The sequence below is a fragment of the Streptomyces sp. NBC_00096 genome (assembly GCF_045041305.1).
Classification (GTDB): domain Bacteria; phylum Actinomycetota; class Actinomycetes; order Streptomycetales; family Streptomycetaceae; genus Streptomyces.
The window spans coordinates 7,009,454-7,024,739 of record NZ_CP108221.1 but is presented as its reverse complement, the minus strand read 5'-3'; the positions used below and the strand labels follow the sequence as shown (position 1 = coordinate 7,024,739).

Genomic DNA, 15,286 nt, shown 5'->3' with positions numbered 1-15,286 from the left:
GGGGCGGAGGTCCCGCCCGGCCGCCAGCCTATGGTCCGCCGTTTCGCCTCCCCCCTCCGGTGTCCCCCTGGGCCCCCGGAGGGGCGGGCGGCGGGGCCGCGTACTGTTCATGCGCGTACCAGGACAACAGGCCGCTCCGCGCGGCACGGACCCGGGCGGACCCATGGGAACACCTCAGGCGGGAGCGGCCCCCCTGGCCGGGGCGCAGCCGCACGGCGGACGGCACGCCGACTGGCTCGAGCTCTTCTTCGACCTGGTCTTCGTGGCGCTCGCGGCCCAGCTCTCGCACCAGCTCCACGGCGACCCCGGGCTCCGGGACTTCGCGGTGTTCCTGGCGCTGTACTTCCCGCCCTGGTGGCTGTGGATCAACATCATGGTCTCGGCGAACCTCTTCGTGGACACCGGTCCCCGGCGGCGGCTGCTCATGCTCTGCGCCATGCTGTGCCTCGCCGTGATGGCCGCCGCCGTTCCCGGGGCCGCAGGGGACCGCGGCGCGGTGTACGCCCTCGGCTACGCGGGCAGCCGGCTGGTGCTGCTCGGGCTGTGGTGGCCCTCCACCCGGGTCACCGGGCCCGGACGGGTCGCTCGCTGGCGGCCGCTGAGCTACTGCCTGGCCTCCGGTCTGCTGTGGGCAGCGTCCGCCGCGGTGCCCGCGCCCTGGCGGTACGTCATGTGGGCCGTGCTCATCGCCGGTGAGATGGTGCTGCTGCTGATCTCGCGCGGCGGCGGGGTCCCGCACCGGCTCGACACCGGGCACCTGGTGGAGCGGGTGGGGCTGTGCGTCATCATCGTGCTCGGGGAGTCCGTGATCGCCCTGGTGAGCTCCGCCGACCACGCGTGGACCCTGCGGGCGGGGGTCGTCGGCGTCCTCGGCTTCGTCCTCCTCGCCGCGCTGTGGTGGTCGTACTTCGACTTCGGCGCGACCTCCGCGGAGCTGATGTTCGACGCCGCCGACGACCGGGGGACCTACCTCCTCGCCCGTGACGTCGGGGGCTTCCTGCACTTCTTCGTGACGGCGAGCGTGCTGTCCATGGCGGGCGGGCTGGCCACCGCGGCCGAGGATTCCGGCCACGCCCACCTCCCGGGGGGCGCGCTCTGGGCCCTGGCCGGCGGCCTGGCCGCCTACCACGCGGCCCACGCCTGCATCGCCCTGCGCTACCGCCGCTCCCCGGTCTCGGTCGCCGTCTGGGCGGTGCCCGGCATCGGTGTCCCGCTGCTCGTCCTGTGGGGCGGCGGGCACCTCGCGCCGTGGCTGGTCGTCCTGCTCCTCGCCGCCGAGGCGATCGGGCACCTGCTCTACGCCCGCCTGCTGCTGCGCCGCCGCACCGCGACGGCGGCGCACACCTCCTCCTGAGGGGCGCCTCCCGGCTCGCCCGGCGCCCGCCCGGCGCCCGCCCTCTACCGCCCGCCGTCCGCCATGGCCGGGGCCGTTGCCGGGGCCGGTGCCTCGCGCTGGTGCGGGACCGGCAGGGCCGCCGCGGGCGGTACGGACCGGGAGTCCTCCTGGTGGAGCGCGACCGTCCGCGTGGGGGCGGGAATGGAAATGCCCTCCGCCCGGAAGCGGCCGTGCAGCCGTTTGATGAACTCGTGCTTGATCCGGTACTGGTCGCTGAACTCGCCGACGCCCAGGATCACCGTGAAGTTGATCCTGGAGTCCGCGAAGGTGTGGAAGCGGACGGCTCCTTCGTGGTCGGGGACCGCGCCGTTGATGTCGGCCATCACCCCGTCGACCACCTCGAGGGTCACCCGCTCGACGTGCTCCAGGTCGCTCTCGTAGCCCACTCCGACCTGGACCAGGATCGACAGCTGCTGCTCGGGCTGGGTGAAGTTGGTCATGTTCGTGCGCGCGAGCCGCCCGTTGGGGATGATCACCAGGTTGTTCGACAGGTTGCGGACCACGGTGTTGCGCCAGTTGATGTCGACGACGTACCCCTCCTCGCCGCTCGTCAGGCGGATGTAGTCACCGGGCTGCACCGTCTTCGAGGCGAGGATGTGCACGCCCGCGAAGAGGTTGGCGAGGGTGTCCTGCAATGCCAGGGCGACCGCCAGACCGCCGACGCCGAGAGCGGTGAGCAGGGGTGCGATGGACACGCCCACGGTTTCGAGCGCGACGAGCAGGCCCATCGCGAGCACCACGACGCGGGTGATGTTGACGAATATGGTGGCCGATCCGGCCACTCCCGTCCGGGCCTGGGCCACGGACTGGACGAGGCCGGCGACGACCCGGGCCGCGCCGATCGTGGCCATGAGGATCAACAGCGCGGTCAGCGAGTGGTTCACCCAGCCGGAGACGCGCGGGCTGAGGGGCAGCGTCGAGGCGGCCACGGCGGCGCCCGCGATGACGGCCGCCGCCGGTGCCAGGGTGCGCAGCGCGTCGACGATGATGTCGTCGCCGCTCCACCGGGTCCGGAGGGCGTGCTTGGCCAGCCACCGTACGAGAGCGCGCAGGAGCAGCCCGGCGAGCCCGCCCGCGGCCAGCGCGATGCCGGCGACCAGCCAGTCGTGCAGGACGAGGTCCCGGTTCAACGGACGCCCTCCGCCCCGCGCCGGACCGGGGAAGTGGAGGCGGGCCCTGCCGGCCGCCGTATGAGGGGTGTGGTCACCTTGTCACCTGTCAGTTCGTCGTGCGTGGGGCCGCGTTCGCGCATGCGGGGGCATCCGGAACGAGCTGCCATCCTGCCCCATCGGCCGCGCGGCGCCGCAGGTGGGCCCGACGTGATCAGGCGTCCCCGCCCGGGCCCGGGCCCGTCTCCCGGCCCTCGGGCGCCTCGGCCGCCGCCGGGTCCAGGATCCGGTTGAGGAAGCTTCTGGTCCGCTCCTCGCGGGGATCCCCGACCACCTGGGCCGCCGGGCCCTGTTCGACGATCACTCCGCCGTCCATGAACACGACCCGGTCCGCGACCTCGCGGGCGAAGCTCATCTCGTGGGTGACGACCATCATCGTCATGCCCTCGCCCGCCAGTACCCGCATCACCGCCAGGACCTCGCCGACGAGTTCGGGGTCCAGCGCCGAGGTCGGCTCGTCGAAGAGCATCACCTCCGGCCCCATGGACAGGGCCCTGGCGACCGCCACCCGCTGCTGCTGGCCGCCCGACAACTGTGCGGGGTAGGCACCGGACTTGTCCGAGAGCCCGACGCGGGCGAGGTTCTCCCGGGCCACGGCCTCGGCCTCGGCCCTGCCCCGGCCCAGGACTCGGCGCTGGGGCAGGGTGAGGTTCTCGGTCACGTTCACGTGCGGGAAGAGGTTGAACTGCTGGAAGACCATCCCGATGCGGCGGCGCACGGCGTCGATGTCGACGTCGGGGTCGGTGACCTCCGTGCCGCCGACGAAGACCCGGCCCCCGCTGGGCTCTTCGAGCAGGTTCACGCAGCGCAGCAGCGTCGATTTGCCCGAGCCGGAGGGTCCGATGACGCAGACCACCTCGCCGCGGGCGATCTCGAGGTCGATGCCGCGCAGGACGTGGTTGGCGCCGAAGGACTTGTGCAGTCCGCGGATCTCGATCTCGGGGCCGTCCGGGGCGGTCGTGTCCACCGCTTGCGTCTCCTGTGGCATGTCTTCCTCACACGGCCTTGTCCGCGCGGGCCTCCAGGCGGCGCACCACGAAGCTCAGCGGCACGGTCACCAGGAGGTAGCACAGGCCCGCGACCAGGATCGGGGTGGAGTTGGCGGTCTGGCTGGCCAGGTCGCGCCCGAACTTCGTCAGCTCGCGCTCCTGCAGGGTCACGCCGAGGAACAGGACGAGCGAGGAGTCCTTGAAGAGCAGGACCAGTTCGTTGGTGAGCGGCGGGATGACGATGCGGAAGGCCTGCGGGATGATGACCGAGACCATGGCCCTGGCGTGCGAGAAGCCCAGCGAGCGGGCCGCCTCCATCTGTCCCTTGGGCACCGCCTGGATGCCGGCGCGAATCGTTTCCGCCATATACGCGGCGGCCACGAGCCCGAGGCCGATCGCGACCTTGCCGTACGTGCCTCCGGGGATCTCCGTGCCGGGGAACGCCAGGGGCACCGCCACGCCCACGAAGATGAAGATCAGCAGGGCCGGGAGTCCCCGGAACAGTTCGATGTAGACGCTCGCGACCCACCGGTACGGGGCCACCGAGGACAGTCTCATCATGGCGATGATCAGGCCGAGGACCAGGCCGAGGAGGAACCCGGACGTCGTGTAGACCACCGTGTTGCGCAGGGCCGTGGTGATGATCTCCGGGAAGAGCCGCAGCTCCAGGTCCTTCTGGGCGAACTGGTTCTGCAGCCTCCCCCAGTCCGCGGAGACGCCGATCAGTACCAGCACGGCGACGAAGAGCGCGTACTGGAGACCCTGGAAGACCCGGCGGCGCTGGCGCCGGGTCAGCCGTGAGGTCACGGGGCGGCCTGGGGCAGCGGGCCGATCCACTGCTCGTAGAGCTTCTTGTAGGTGCCGTCGGCCTTGGCGTCGGTGATCGCCTTGTCGATCGCGGCCAGCAGGGCGGCGTTGCCCTTCTTCACCGAGAAGCCGTACTGCTCGCCGGTCTGGATGTTCTGTCCGAGGGTGAACTCGGCGGCGTTCCTGGGGTCCTTGAGCCAGCCCTGGACCACCGGGTAGTCGATGACGACCGCGTCCACCTGGCCGGTGCGCAGTCCGTTGAGGACCGCGTCCGAGCTCTCGAAGGCGACGGGGTCGAAGCCCTGGGCCTTGGCGTAGCTCTCGCCGGTGGTCTCGGCCTGCGCGCCCAGCTTCTTCGACTTCGCCTTGAGGTCGGCGAGCGAGGTGACGCCGCTCTTCTTGGTGGCGAGCAGCGCCTGGGTGGCGTCGAAGTAGGGGACGGAGAAGTCGACGTTCTTCTTGCGCTCGTCGGTGATCGTCATGCCGGCGGCCGCGAGGTCGCACTCGCCGGAGTTCAGGAAGGCGCCGGTCTTGAAGTTCTCGAAGGGGGTGTCGAGGACCTTCTGCTCGACCTTGAGCCGGCTCGCCACCAGGTCGACCAGGGCCACGTCGAAACCGACGACCTTGCCGTCCTTCTCGAACTGGAACGGCGGATAGGGCAGGTGGGTGCAGGTGGTCAGTTTGCCCTTCTCCACGACGGGCACTCCGCCGGCCGCCTCGCCCGGGCCGTCGCCGCCCGAGGAGCATCCCGCGACGAGGAACGCGCCCGCCGCCGCGGCCGCGGCACCGACGCGGATTCGGAGGCTGCTGCGGCGCGTGCGGGTTCCTCTGGCCGTCCGGAACACGGTTGACCTCCACGAGTGCGGGTCGAGCGGCGATCACGGGACGGGACCGTCCGCCGAGATCGTAAGGCACGGGCGGCGCCCGCCGAGGGATCTTCCGCGACGGGTTCCGGGGACGCCGGGGCCGACCGGGTGGATCCGGCCATGATCGTTCGGCTGCCCGGCGGTGGCCCCCGTCGTCGTCAGCGGGTCACAGCACCAGCTCGCGGCGCCGGCGGCTGATCGAGTCGGGGTCCCAGCCCGGGCGGGGCACGGATGCCAGCAGCAGCCGTGTGTAGGGGTGGTGGGGGTCGGTGAGGAGCTCGCCGACGGGGCGGTGCTCGATCGTGCGGCCGCGGTACATGACGAGCGCCTCGTCGCAGACGTAGCGGACGACGGCCAGGTCGTGGCTGACGAAGACCAGGCCGATGCCGGTGTCGCGCCGGATGTCGGAGAGCAGGTTGAGCACCTGCGCCTGCACGGACACGTCCAGGGCGGAGACCGCCTCGTCGAGCACCAGGACGGCCGGTTCGACGGCCAGCGCCCGGGCGATCGCGGCGCGCTGGCGCTGCCCGCCCGAGAGCCGGCGGGGCAGCGCGGCCGCCTCCCGGTCGCCGAGGCCGACCTGGGCCAGCAGTTCCCGTACCCGTGCGGCCCGGGCCGTACGGTCGGACATGCCGTGCAGCCGGAGCACCCCGTCGACGGTCGCGCCGACCGGGATCCGGGCGTCCAGGGAGAGGTAGGGGTCCTGGAAGACGATCTGGACGGCCTTGGCGCGGGCCAGCCGGGCGGCCCTGCCCCGTACGGAGGCGGCCAGCGGCTCGCCCTGTACGAGGATCTCTCCCGCGTCGGGCCGTTCGAGGCCGATCAGCATCCGGGCCGTGGTGGTCTTCCCCGAACCGGACTCCCCCACGATGCCGAGCGCCCCGCCCGTGCGCAGGGAGAACGACAGCTCGTCGACGGCGACGACCTCCGTCCCGCCGGTCCGGTACGTCTTGCGCAGGCCGCTCACCCGGAGGAGCTCCGGGGCGCTGGGCTCGGTGTTCAACTGCCCTCCTTGAAGGTGAGTTCGGCGACGCGGTGGCAGGCGACCTCGGCCGGACCGTGCCGTTGCAGTTCCGGCGGGGACTGGTCGCAGCGGCCGGGTTCGGCGAACCTGCAGCGGGGTGCGAAGGCGCACCCGGGCTCGGATTCCAGCAGCCCCATCGGGGCGCCGGGGATGGGGGTGAGGCGGGCGAGGGGGCCGGCGAGCGGCGGGGAGGATCCCAGCAGTCCCGCGGTGTAGGGGTGCCGGGGGGAGGCGAACAGTTCCGCCACGGGCGCCGTCTCGACGATCCGGCCCGCGTACATGACGTAGATCCGGTCGCTGACGGAGGCGGCGAGCTCGATGTCGTGGGTGATGAGGAGGAGTCCGAGGCCGCGTTCGCGCTGCAGCCGGCCCAGGATGGCCAGGATCTCGGCCTGGGTGCTCACGTCGAGGGCGGTGGTCGGTTCGTCGCAGAGCAGCAGCCGGGGTTCGGCGGTGAGGGCCGCGGCGATCACGACGCGCTGGAGCATTCCGCCGGAGAGCTCGTGCGGGAACTGGTTCAGGTGGCGGGCGGGATCGGGCAGGCCGACGGCCTCGAGCAGTTCGGCGGCCCGTACCTCGGCCCGCGCCCTGGACCAGCCGTGGACCAGGCGCAGCGGTTCGGTGAGGAAGTCCCCCACCCGGCGGACCGGGTTGATGGCGGCCCGCGGGTCCTGGTAGATCATCGCCGCCTTGTTCGTGCGGACTTCGCGCAGGCTCGCGGGTCCGGCGCCGACCAGGTCGGTGCCGTCCACGCTGACCCGGCCGCCGATCTCGGCGCCCTGGGGGAAGAGGCCGAGGGCGGCGCGGGCGGTGACGGACTTCCCCGAGCCGGATTCGCCGACGAGGGCGACCACCTCCCCGGCGGCCACGGTGAGGCCGACCCCGTCGAGGACGGGGCGGGCCATCGCGGGGAGGGTCACGCGCAGGTCTTCGTAAGCGAGCAGTGTCATCAGGAGTCCCTCCCCGCGAGCCGGTCGCCGAGGTCTTCCCCGACGACGTTGAAGGCGACGACGACCAGGACGACCGCCACGGCCGGCGCGATCGCCGACAGCGGCTGTCCCTGCAGGACGGCGGCCTGCCCCTGGTTGATCATGGCGCCCCAGTCGGGGGTGGGCGGCTGCACGCCGAGCCCGAGGAAGGAGAGGGCTGCCAGGTCGAGCAGTGCGTAGCCGAAGTTGACCGTCGACTGGGCGAGCAGCGTCGGCGCGATGTTGGGCAGCAGCCGCCGGACGGTGACGTGGAGGGCCGAGTGGCCCTGCACCTGGTAGGCGGCGATGTAGGGCCGGGACTTCTCCTGTACCGCCAGGCCCCGGACGAGGCGGGCCGTGTACGGCATGTAGGCGATCGCCATGGCGAGCACGGGCGCCGTCATCCCCTTGCCGAACAGGGCCACCGCGAGGATCGCGAGGAGCAGTGCGGGGAAGGCGAACAGTACGTCGAGCACCCGGCCGGTGGCGGTGTCGATCCAGCCGCCGCGCCAGGCGGTGAACAGGCCGACGGCGACGCCGAGGAGGGTGGAGAACACGACGACGGCGAGCGGTCCGGCCAGGCTGGTCCGGGTGCCGACGAGGAGCGCCGAGAGGGTGTCGTGGCCGCCCTGGTCGGTGCCCAGCCAGTGGCCGGCACCCGGTCCCAGGAGGGTGTCGCCGAGGTGGCCGAAGGTCGGGTCCTGCGGGGCGATCCAGGGTCCCAGCAGCGCGACCAGCACGAACAGGGCCAGGAGCAGCAGGCAGGTCCGCTGGAGCAGGCTGCCGCCGGAGCGCCGCAGCCGGGCGAGCGGGTCGCGCCGGGTGCGCGGGGTACGGGAGTCGGGGTTGGGCGTCCGGGGGGTGGGCGTCTCGGGGGTGCGGGCCGTGGTGCCCGTTTCGGGAAGGGTGTTCACCGGGCGCTCCCCGCCGCCGCCATGCGCGGATCGATCAGCGGGTGGACGAGGTCCACGAGGGCGTTGACGACGACGAACGCGGCCACCACCAGGAGCACGACGGCCTGGACGACCTGGAAGTCCAGCTGGTCCACGCACTGCACCAGCAGGGAGCCCACTCCGGACATCCCGAAGGCGGTCTCCACGATCGCGGTGCTGACCAGCATTCCGGAGACCAGGAGCGCGGAGACGGTGACGATCGGTCCGAGCGCGTTGCGCAGGACGTGGCGCCGGATGACGGTGCGGCGCGGTGTCCCGCGGCTCAGCGCGACCTCCACGTGTTCGCGGCGCAGCTCGTCGAGCATGGCCGAGCGGGTCACCCGGGTCACCAGGGCCGTGAAGGTCACGGACAGGGCCGCCGCGGGCAGGATCACGTGGTGCAGCCGGTCCAGGACCCCGGCGCCGTTCCCGATGGTCGGGAACCAGCCCAGTTGCACCCCGAACACCGACCGCAGCAGCAGGGCGGCGACGAAGGCGGGCGCGGCAGCGCCCACCGTCACCAGGAGCATCAGGGAACGGTCGGTACGGCTGCCCCGGCGCAGCGCGCCGATGATGCCGGAGCCGATCCCGAACACCGCGATCATCAGGCCGGACATCCCGATCAGCAGCATGGACGAGGGCAGGCGCGACCAGATGACCGAGCTGACGTCCTGGTGGAAGAGGTAGGAGCGGCCGAAGTCGCCGTGCAGGACGCCTTCGAGCCAGTTCCAGTAGCGGACCAGGAACGGCTCGTCGAAGCCGTACTGGCGGCGGATCTCGGCGAGCTGCTCGGGGCTGGGGCTGCGCCCCTTGGTGAGGAAGGCGGCCGGGTCGCCGGGGGCGAGGAACAGGGAGGAGAAGACGAGGAAGGAGGTGACCAGCAGCGTCGCCGCCATGCCGGCCAGGCGGCGCAGCACCCGGCCGGCCCGGGCGAGGGCGGCCGTCATCCCTTGGCTCCGATCTCGGCCGCCCACGGGTAGTAGAGGTAGGCGATGGAGGGCTGCACGCCGGTGATCCTCTTGCCGAGGAAGACGCTGACGGGCTGGGTGTACAGGGGCAGCCAGGGCAGTTCGCGCGTGGCGATCTTCTGCGCCTCGGCGTTGGCGGCCGCGTGCTCGGCGGGGTCGTAGGCGCCGACGGCCCGGTCGACGGCCGCGTCGAAGGCCGGGTCGGACCAGTTGCCGTAGTTGCTGAACGCGCCGGTCTCCAGCGAGGCGAACATGTCCAGCGGGTCGGTGATGGAGGTGTACCAGAAGGTGAGGAAGAGGTCGATGCCCTCGCGGGCGGCCGGGTCGGTGAACAGGGTCGTGTACTTCTCGGCGGAGACGGAGTCGATCTGCGGCTTCAGGCCGATGGCCGTGGCGGCCTGGGCGACGGCCTGGGTGATGATCGTGGTCTGGGAGTCCAGCGGGCTGGTCGCGATCACGATCTTCTGGCCGTTGACCCCGGCCTGGGCGGCGAGCGCCTTGGCCCTGATCGGGTCGTACGGGTACTTCGGCAGGTCCTTCAGGAGCGCCCCGCGGGTCGCGGGCGGCGCTTCTGCCCACAGGGTGTCGGTGGTGAGCGAGTCGGAGACCTCGCCGACCCCGCCCGCCCCGGCCTTGACGATGCCCTTGCGGTCGATGGCCATGAGCAGGGCCTGGCGGACGCGGGGGTCGCCGAGGGGGCCCTTGAGGTTGCTGACCACCTCGTCGGCGACGGTGGTGTTGCGGCCGAAGTAGAGCTTTCCGGCCCCGGTGGAGCCCAGTTGGGCGTAGGCGTTCGGGGGGACCATCCAGCCGCCGTCGACCTCGCCGCTCTGGAAGGCGTTGACGCGGGTGGTGGAGTCGGCGAGGAAGACGAACTTCACCTGGCCGGACTTGGCCTTCAGTTCCTGGTTCCAGTAGCCGTCGAACCGCTTGAGCGTGAGCGACTGGCCGGAGGTCCAGGACCCGAAGGAGAACGGGCCGGTACAGTTCACGCCGGTCTGCGGATTGCCGTAGTCCTTGCCGGACTTGGCGAGGGTGGCGGCGGACTCCACGGTGCCGGGGCTGGCGGCCAGGTACTTGTTGAAGGTGGAGTCCGGCTTGGTCAGGGTGACCGTGACCTCCATCGGTCCGGTCTTGTCGACGGACTTCACGTTCTTGTACTGGTTCGCCCAGACGCTGGCCGTCTCGGGGTCGAGGTTGCGGCGCAGCGAGGCGACGACGTCCTCGGCGGTGAGCGCCGTCCCGTCGTGGAACTTCACGCCGGGACGGATCTGGTAGACCCAGGTGGTGGGCGTGGGGTTCGCGTACGAGGCCGCGAGGGCCGGCGAGGTCGTCAGGTCGGGGTTCCAGCGCAGCAGGCTCTCGCAGACGTTGGAGAGGATCTGGTTGGGCGGGAAGTCGAAGGAGTAGGCGTAGTCGATGGTGGTCGGTTCGGCGTAGAGGGACCAGGTGAAGGAGTCCACGCCGCCGACGGCCGCGGGCGTCCTGTCCGTGAGCTTGTAGGCGGCGGCCTGGTCCTTGGCCGGCTGTGCGGTGCCGCTGCACGCGCTCGCGACGAGTACGGCGGCCGCGGCGAGGGCCGCCGCCGCGGTGTGGCGGATGCGGCTGCGGCTGCCGCGGTGCAGCGGGGATCCCGATCGGGCTGATGACATCGTCTGGCTCCCTGAGGGATGAGCTCGGTGGGGTGGGTGACGCTCGGCCGGTGGCGGCCCGGCCGGTGACTGTTCGCTCGGTGGCCGTTCGGTCGGTGGCCGTTCGGTCGGTGACTGTCCGGCCGGTGACTGTCCGGTCGTCGTGGCTCAGTCGGTGGCGGCGAAGACCAGTTCGCCGTCGATGTACGTGCGGAGCACGCGGGTGTCGGCGATCTCCATCGGGGGGTGGGCGAAGGGATCCCGGTCGAGGACGACGAGGTCCGCGCACTTGCCCTCCTCGACGGTGCCCGTGACCTCGTCCAGGTGGTTCACCCACGCGCTGCCGGCGGTGTAGGCGGTGAGCGCCTGGGAGAGGGTCAGGGCCTGCTCCGGGAAGAAGGGGGCCATCGGTTCGAACGTCCCGGGCGAGTTGGGGGCCTCGTCGGGTACGGACCGGTTGACGGCCACGTGGATGCCCCACAGCGGGTTGGGGCTGCTCACCGACCAGTCGCTGCCCGCGACGAGACGGGCTCCGGCGCGCTGGAGGTCCCCGAACGGGTACTGGAGGCGGGCCCGTTCCGGTCCGAGGAAGGGGATCGTGAGCTCGTCCATCTGCGGTTCGTGTGCGGCCCACAGCGCCTGGATGTTGGCGGCCGCGCCCAGCTCCGCGAAACGCCCGATGTCGTCGGGGTGGACCACCTGGAGGTGGGCGAGGTGGTGGCGGTTGTCGTTGGCGCCGTTGGCCGCGCGGGCCTCGGCGAGGGCGTCGAGCACCTCGCGCACGGCCCGGTCCCCCAGTGCGTGGAAGTGGATCTGGAAGCCCGAGCCGTCGAGCCGGGACACCGCTTCGGTGAGCACCTTCGGATCGATGAAGCTGAGCCCGGAGTTGCCGGTGGCGCAGCCGCAGCCGTCGAGGTAGGGCTCCAGCATGCCGGCCGTGAAGTTCTCGGCGATGCCGTCCTGCATGATCTTCACGCTGGTGGCGTTGAAGCGGCCGACCTGTCCGTTGCCGCGCCGCTCCTCCAGCTCGGGTATCTGCTCCAGGCCCCGTTCGCGGTCCCACCACAGGGCGCCGACGACGCGGGCGCGCAGGGAGCCCTCGCGGGCGGCGCGCAGGTAGACGCCGTAGTTGTCGGGGTTGCCGGGGAAGGCGCCGATCATGGCGTCCTGCCAGCTGGTCACGCCGAGGGAGAACAGGTGCTCCTGTGCGGCGAGCAGGCCGGCGAGGGCCTCGTCCGGCGTCGCGATGGGCACGTGCTGCGCCACGAGCTCCACGGCCCCCTCCTGGAGGGTGCCGGCCGGGCTTCCGTCGCCCTCGCGCTCGATCCGGCCGTCGGCCGGGTCGGGGGTGGTGGCGTCCACGCCGGCGACCTGGAGGGCGCGGGTGTTGACCCAGGCTCCGTGGCCGTCCCGGTTGGTGAGCAGTACGGGCCGGTCCGGGACCACCGCGTCGAGCATGGCGCGGGTCGGGGTGCCTCCGGGGAAGACGTCCATCGACCAGCCGCCGCCGCGGATCCAGGGCGCGTCCGGGTGGGCCCCGGCGAACGCGGCGACCACCGCGAGGTAGCCCTCGATGGTGCGCTCGTCGCTCAGGTCGCAGCCGAGCATCTGTACGCCGGCCACAGCGGGGTGGACGTGGGCGTCCTGGAATCCCGGGATCAGCAGCCCGCCGGCGAGGTCGACGACCTCCGTGCCGGCGTCTGCGAGGGAGCGCACGGTGGCCGCGTCGGCGACGGCGAGGATCCGGCCGCCGCCGACGGCCACGGCGGCGTCGATCGGGGTGGGCGAGGTCCCGGTGAAGACCCGTCCTCCTACGAAGACGGTGTCGGCCCGCTGCTTGACCGGCTGCCTGGTGTTGCCCATCGACGCATCCTCCGGCTCGGCGGGTCAGACCCGCACGGCTTGTTCGTTGAGGAGGAGTGAACGGGAGCGCAACAATGTTGTCAACGGTGTTGCGCTGCGTCTGTTCCAAATCGATACACTGGCCCCACCATGCCGAAGTCATCCGACACACCCGCCCGGACCAAGCGCGCGGGCAGCCAGCTCACACCCGACGCGATCATCGAAGCGAGCCTGCGCATCGCGGCTCGCGGCAGCGAGGACGCCTTCACCGTCCGGCGTCTCGGCGAGGAGCTCGGCGCCGACCCGACCGCGATCTACCGGCACTTCCGCGACAAGGACGAGCTGCTGCTGTCCGTCGCCGACCGCACCCTCGGTGAGGTGCTCGACCGCATCCCCGAGGGGCTCGACTGGAAGGACCGGCTGCGGGCACTCGCCGACGGCTCCCTCGAAGTCGCGCTCAGGTACCCGGTGGTCGGCTCGACCATGGCCAGCCGGACCACCCGCAGGCCCAACGAGTTCCGCGTCGTCGAGCTGATCCTCGGCGCGGTGACGGAGGCCGGCCTCGAAGGGGCCGAGGCGGCCGTCCACTACCGGATGGTCGGCGACTCCCTCCTCGCCTACGTCGGCCAGCGCGCCGCCTACCTGCTGTTCGACCCGGACGTCCGGGCCGCCGACGAGTCCTCCTGGAACCGCGAGTACCGCCTGGTGGACCCCGGGGGTTTCCCCCACATCACCCGGCTGAGCGGCCAGTTGGCCGAGGTGACGGACGAGCAGATCTTCGAGGCCAGGGTCGAGGCCCTGATCACCGCGATCGAGACCCGGGTCCGGACCCTGCGCGGAGCCTAGGCCGTCTCCTCCGACCACACCCCGGCCGCACCCCCTGCCGTACCTCCGCTCGCACAAAGTGGCGCAACACCGTTGACAACGGCGTTGCGCCACCGGTTCACTCCCCCTCAGCCCGAGTCCGTGCCGTCTCCGCAGGATTTCGAGAAGAGGGATCTCATGCACCACGTGCACCAGTCGGCCAATCGCGCCGGCATCCCCGACCCGCTCCGCCTCGCCTTCTCCGTACACGCCGAAGCCCGCCGCCGGGGCATGCCCGTGGCAGAGGTCGTCGGCGAACAGACCCAGCGCACCGAGAACACCCGCCGCACGCGCGCCCGCCGCGCCGGGGAACCGGACTCCACCACTCCCTCCCCCGTGCCGAGCCGCCGCCGGGTGCTCGGGGCGGCGGGCGCGCTGGCCGCCGCCGCGGCGCTGCCCGGCGGCCTGCTCTTCCCGCGCGGCGCGGCGGCCGCCACCGGTCCCGCCGCCCCGCGCATCGTGATCGTCGGCGGGGGACTGGCGGGACTGCGCTGCGCGCACCGCCTGTGGAACCGGGCCTCCCCGGTCGCCACCACCGTCTACGAAGCGGACACCACGCACATCGGGGGCCGCTGCTGGTCCCTGCGCGGCTTCTTCTCCGGCGGCGCCGTCCACGAGCACGGCGGTTCCTTCATCAGCTCCACCGACACCGCGGTCCTCGGCCTGGCCCGCGACCTGGGCCTGCGGCGGGAGCTCGCGAACGGCGGCGCCCTGAACGCCGGGGACTACGCCGCCTGGATCAACGGCGGCTCCTACCCCGGGCTCCAGCAGCAGGACGACTGGATCGCCTCCGCCTACGACGCGTTCAGCGCCTCCTACGCAGCCGCCGGCACCGCGCGGTACGACAGCTGGACCCCGGAGGCGTACCGGCTGGACCACCTCTCCTGCCTCGACTACCTCGAGGAGACGGGACTGTCCCCCGATTCCCGGCTCGGCCAGCTGATCCGGTCCCTCCAGCTCCAGTCGGGCGGCGAGCCCGCCGAGGCCTCGGCGCTCGGGATGATCGGCTTCCTCGGCGCCTCCTCCGTCTTCGGGGGCGGCGGCTTCGACGAGAAGTACCACCTGACCGGCGGCAACGACCAGCTGGTCAGCGGGATGGCGGCGCAGCTGCCGGCCGGGACGGTACGGCAGGGCCACCGGCTCGTCGCCCTGCGCCGCGCCGGCAACGGCTCGTACACCTGCACCTTCGACCACGGCGGCAGCACCGTCTCGGTGTCCGCCGACCACGTGGTGCTGGCCCTGCCCTTCAGCACGCTGCGCGACGTCGACCTCACCGGGGCCGGTCTGTCCGCCCGCAAGCTGACCGCGGTCCGGGAACAGGGCATGGGACAGAACGCGAAGCTGGTCACCGAGCTCTCGGCCAAGACCTGGCCGCGCCTCGGGTACAACGGCATCAGCAACACCGGCCCCCTCGGGTACCAGACGGCCTGGGACGGTTCGGTCGCCCTGGGCCCGAACGGCTCGCCCGCGCTCCTGGTGAACTTCCCCGGCGGGAACACCGCGCGCGACACCCTCACCGGAGCCGCGCACGGCCCCGCGCCCGCCGCGGACGTCGACTGGTTCCTCTCGCAGGTCGAGCACCTGTACCCGGGCACCAGGGCCGCGTACACCGGGAAGGCGTACGAGGACCACTGGTCGCGCGCGCCCTGGCAGCGGGGCGCGTACCAGTACTACAAGGTCGGTCAGTACACCTCGATCGCCGGCTGCGAGAGCCTCCAGGAGGGCCGGATCCACTTCGCGGGCGAGCACACGGACGTGGAGGACTCCACCCTGAACGCGGCCGTCGCCTCCGGCGAACGCGTCGCGGGCGAGATCGTCCGCCAGATCTGA

General features: G+C 72.2%; 13 protein-coding genes. 3 read left to right on the top strand and 10 right to left on the bottom strand.

Going from position 1 to position 15,286, the window contains the following annotated elements; genetic code table 11:
• The first annotated feature begins 163 nt into the window (after nt 1-163).
• Nucleotides 164-1,354, top strand: coding sequence for a low temperature requirement protein A (locus OG904_RS31365; protein ID WP_405496785.1), 1,191 nt, complete (start codon nt 164-166; stop codon nt 1,352-1,354).
• 44 nt (nt 1,355-1,398) lie between these two features.
• Here the strand turns inward: OG904_RS31365 and OG904_RS31360 are convergent, their stop codons facing one another.
• The 10 genes from OG904_RS31360 to OG904_RS31315 all read right to left on the bottom strand — a co-directional run bounded on the left by OG904_RS31360 (nt 1,399) and on the right by OG904_RS31315 (nt 12,613).
• Complete coding sequence (locus OG904_RS31360; protein WP_405496783.1) at nt 1,399-2,526, bottom strand: mechanosensitive ion channel family protein; 1,128 nt, start codon at nt 2,524-2,526, stop codon at nt 1,399-1,401.
• 193 nt (nt 2,527-2,719) lie between these two features.
• Entirely contained in the window at nt 2,720-3,553 is an 834-nt protein-coding gene (locus OG904_RS31355; RefSeq protein WP_405496781.1) for an amino acid ABC transporter ATP-binding protein, read from the bottom strand.
• Nucleotides 3,554-3,560: 7 nt separating this feature from the next.
• Nucleotides 3,561-4,361, bottom strand: a complete 801-nt coding sequence (locus OG904_RS31350) for an amino acid ABC transporter permease (RefSeq protein ID WP_405496779.1) — start codon at nt 4,359-4,361, stop codon at nt 3,561-3,563.
• A complete protein-coding gene (locus OG904_RS31345) occupies nt 4,358-5,206 on the bottom strand; it encodes an ABC transporter substrate-binding protein (RefSeq protein ID WP_405496777.1) in 849 nt (282 codons plus the stop codon). Before OG904_RS31345 ends, OG904_RS31350 begins: the two co-directional genes overlap by 4 nt.
• Before the next feature lie 187 nt (nt 5,207-5,393).
• A complete protein-coding gene (locus tag OG904_RS31340) occupies nt 5,394-6,230 on the bottom strand; it encodes an ABC transporter ATP-binding protein (protein ID WP_405496775.1) in 837 nt (278 codons plus the stop codon).
• The gene (locus OG904_RS31335; RefSeq protein WP_405496773.1) at nt 6,227-7,201 is read right to left on the bottom strand and encodes an ABC transporter ATP-binding protein; all 975 of its coding nucleotides are present in this window, start codon (nt 7,199-7,201) and stop codon (nt 6,227-6,229) included. The genes OG904_RS31340 and OG904_RS31335 overlap by 4 nt, the downstream gene beginning before the upstream one ends.
• A complete protein-coding gene (locus OG904_RS31330; protein WP_405496771.1) occupies nt 7,201-8,133 on the bottom strand; it encodes an ABC transporter permease in 933 nt (310 codons plus the stop codon). The genes OG904_RS31335 and OG904_RS31330 overlap by 1 nt, the downstream gene beginning before the upstream one ends.
• Complete coding sequence (locus OG904_RS31325) at nt 8,130-9,098, bottom strand: ABC transporter permease (protein ID WP_405496769.1); 969 nt, start codon at nt 9,096-9,098, stop codon at nt 8,130-8,132. Before OG904_RS31325 ends, OG904_RS31330 begins: the two co-directional genes overlap by 4 nt.
• Complete coding sequence (locus tag OG904_RS31320) at nt 9,095-10,771, bottom strand: ABC transporter substrate-binding protein (protein WP_405496767.1); 1,677 nt, start codon at nt 10,769-10,771, stop codon at nt 9,095-9,097. The genes OG904_RS31325 and OG904_RS31320 overlap by 4 nt, the downstream gene beginning before the upstream one ends.
• Nucleotides 10,772-10,918: 147 nt before the next feature.
• The gene (locus tag OG904_RS31315; protein WP_405496765.1) at nt 10,919-12,613 is read right to left on the bottom strand and encodes an amidohydrolase; all 1,695 of its coding nucleotides are present in this window, start codon (nt 12,611-12,613) and stop codon (nt 10,919-10,921) included.
• A 129-nt stretch (nt 12,614-12,742) separates the two neighbouring features.
• Between OG904_RS31315 and OG904_RS31310 the strand changes: the two genes are divergently transcribed.
• A complete protein-coding gene (locus OG904_RS31310) occupies nt 12,743-13,438 on the top strand; it encodes a TetR/AcrR family transcriptional regulator (protein WP_328296805.1) in 696 nt (231 codons plus the stop codon).
• A 156-nt stretch (nt 13,439-13,594) separates the two neighbouring features.
• Nucleotides 13,595-15,286, top strand: coding sequence for a flavin monoamine oxidase family protein (locus OG904_RS31305; RefSeq protein WP_405496763.1), 1,692 nt, complete (start codon nt 13,595-13,597; stop codon nt 15,284-15,286).

Bases quoted from the DNA above. Each gene is read 5' to 3' on its own strand.
- OG904_RS31365 (WP_405496785.1), top strand. From the start codon at position 164: ATGGGAACACCTCAGGCGGGAGCGGCCCCCCTGGCCGGGGCGCAGCCG.
- OG904_RS31355 (WP_405496781.1), bottom strand. From the start codon at position 3,553: ATGCCACAGGAGACGCAAGCGGTGGACACGACCGCCCCGGACGGCCCC.
- OG904_RS31335 (WP_405496773.1), bottom strand. From the start codon at position 7,201: ATGACACTGCTCGCTTACGAAGACCTGCGCGTGACCCTCCCCGCGATG.
- OG904_RS31325 (WP_405496769.1), bottom strand. From the start codon at position 9,098: ATGACGGCCGCCCTCGCCCGGGCCGGCCGGGTGCTGCGCCGCCTGGCC.
- OG904_RS31320 (WP_405496767.1), bottom strand. From the start codon at position 10,771: ATGTCATCAGCCCGATCGGGATCCCCGCTGCACCGCGGCAGCCGCAGC.
- OG904_RS31315 (WP_405496765.1), bottom strand. From the start codon at position 12,613: ATGGGCAACACCAGGCAGCCGGTCAAGCAGCGGGCCGACACCGTCTTC.
- OG904_RS31310 (WP_328296805.1), top strand. From the start codon at position 12,743: ATGCCGAAGTCATCCGACACACCCGCCCGGACCAAGCGCGCGGGCAGC.
- OG904_RS31305 (WP_405496763.1), top strand. From the start codon at position 13,595: ATGCACCACGTGCACCAGTCGGCCAATCGCGCCGGCATCCCCGACCCG.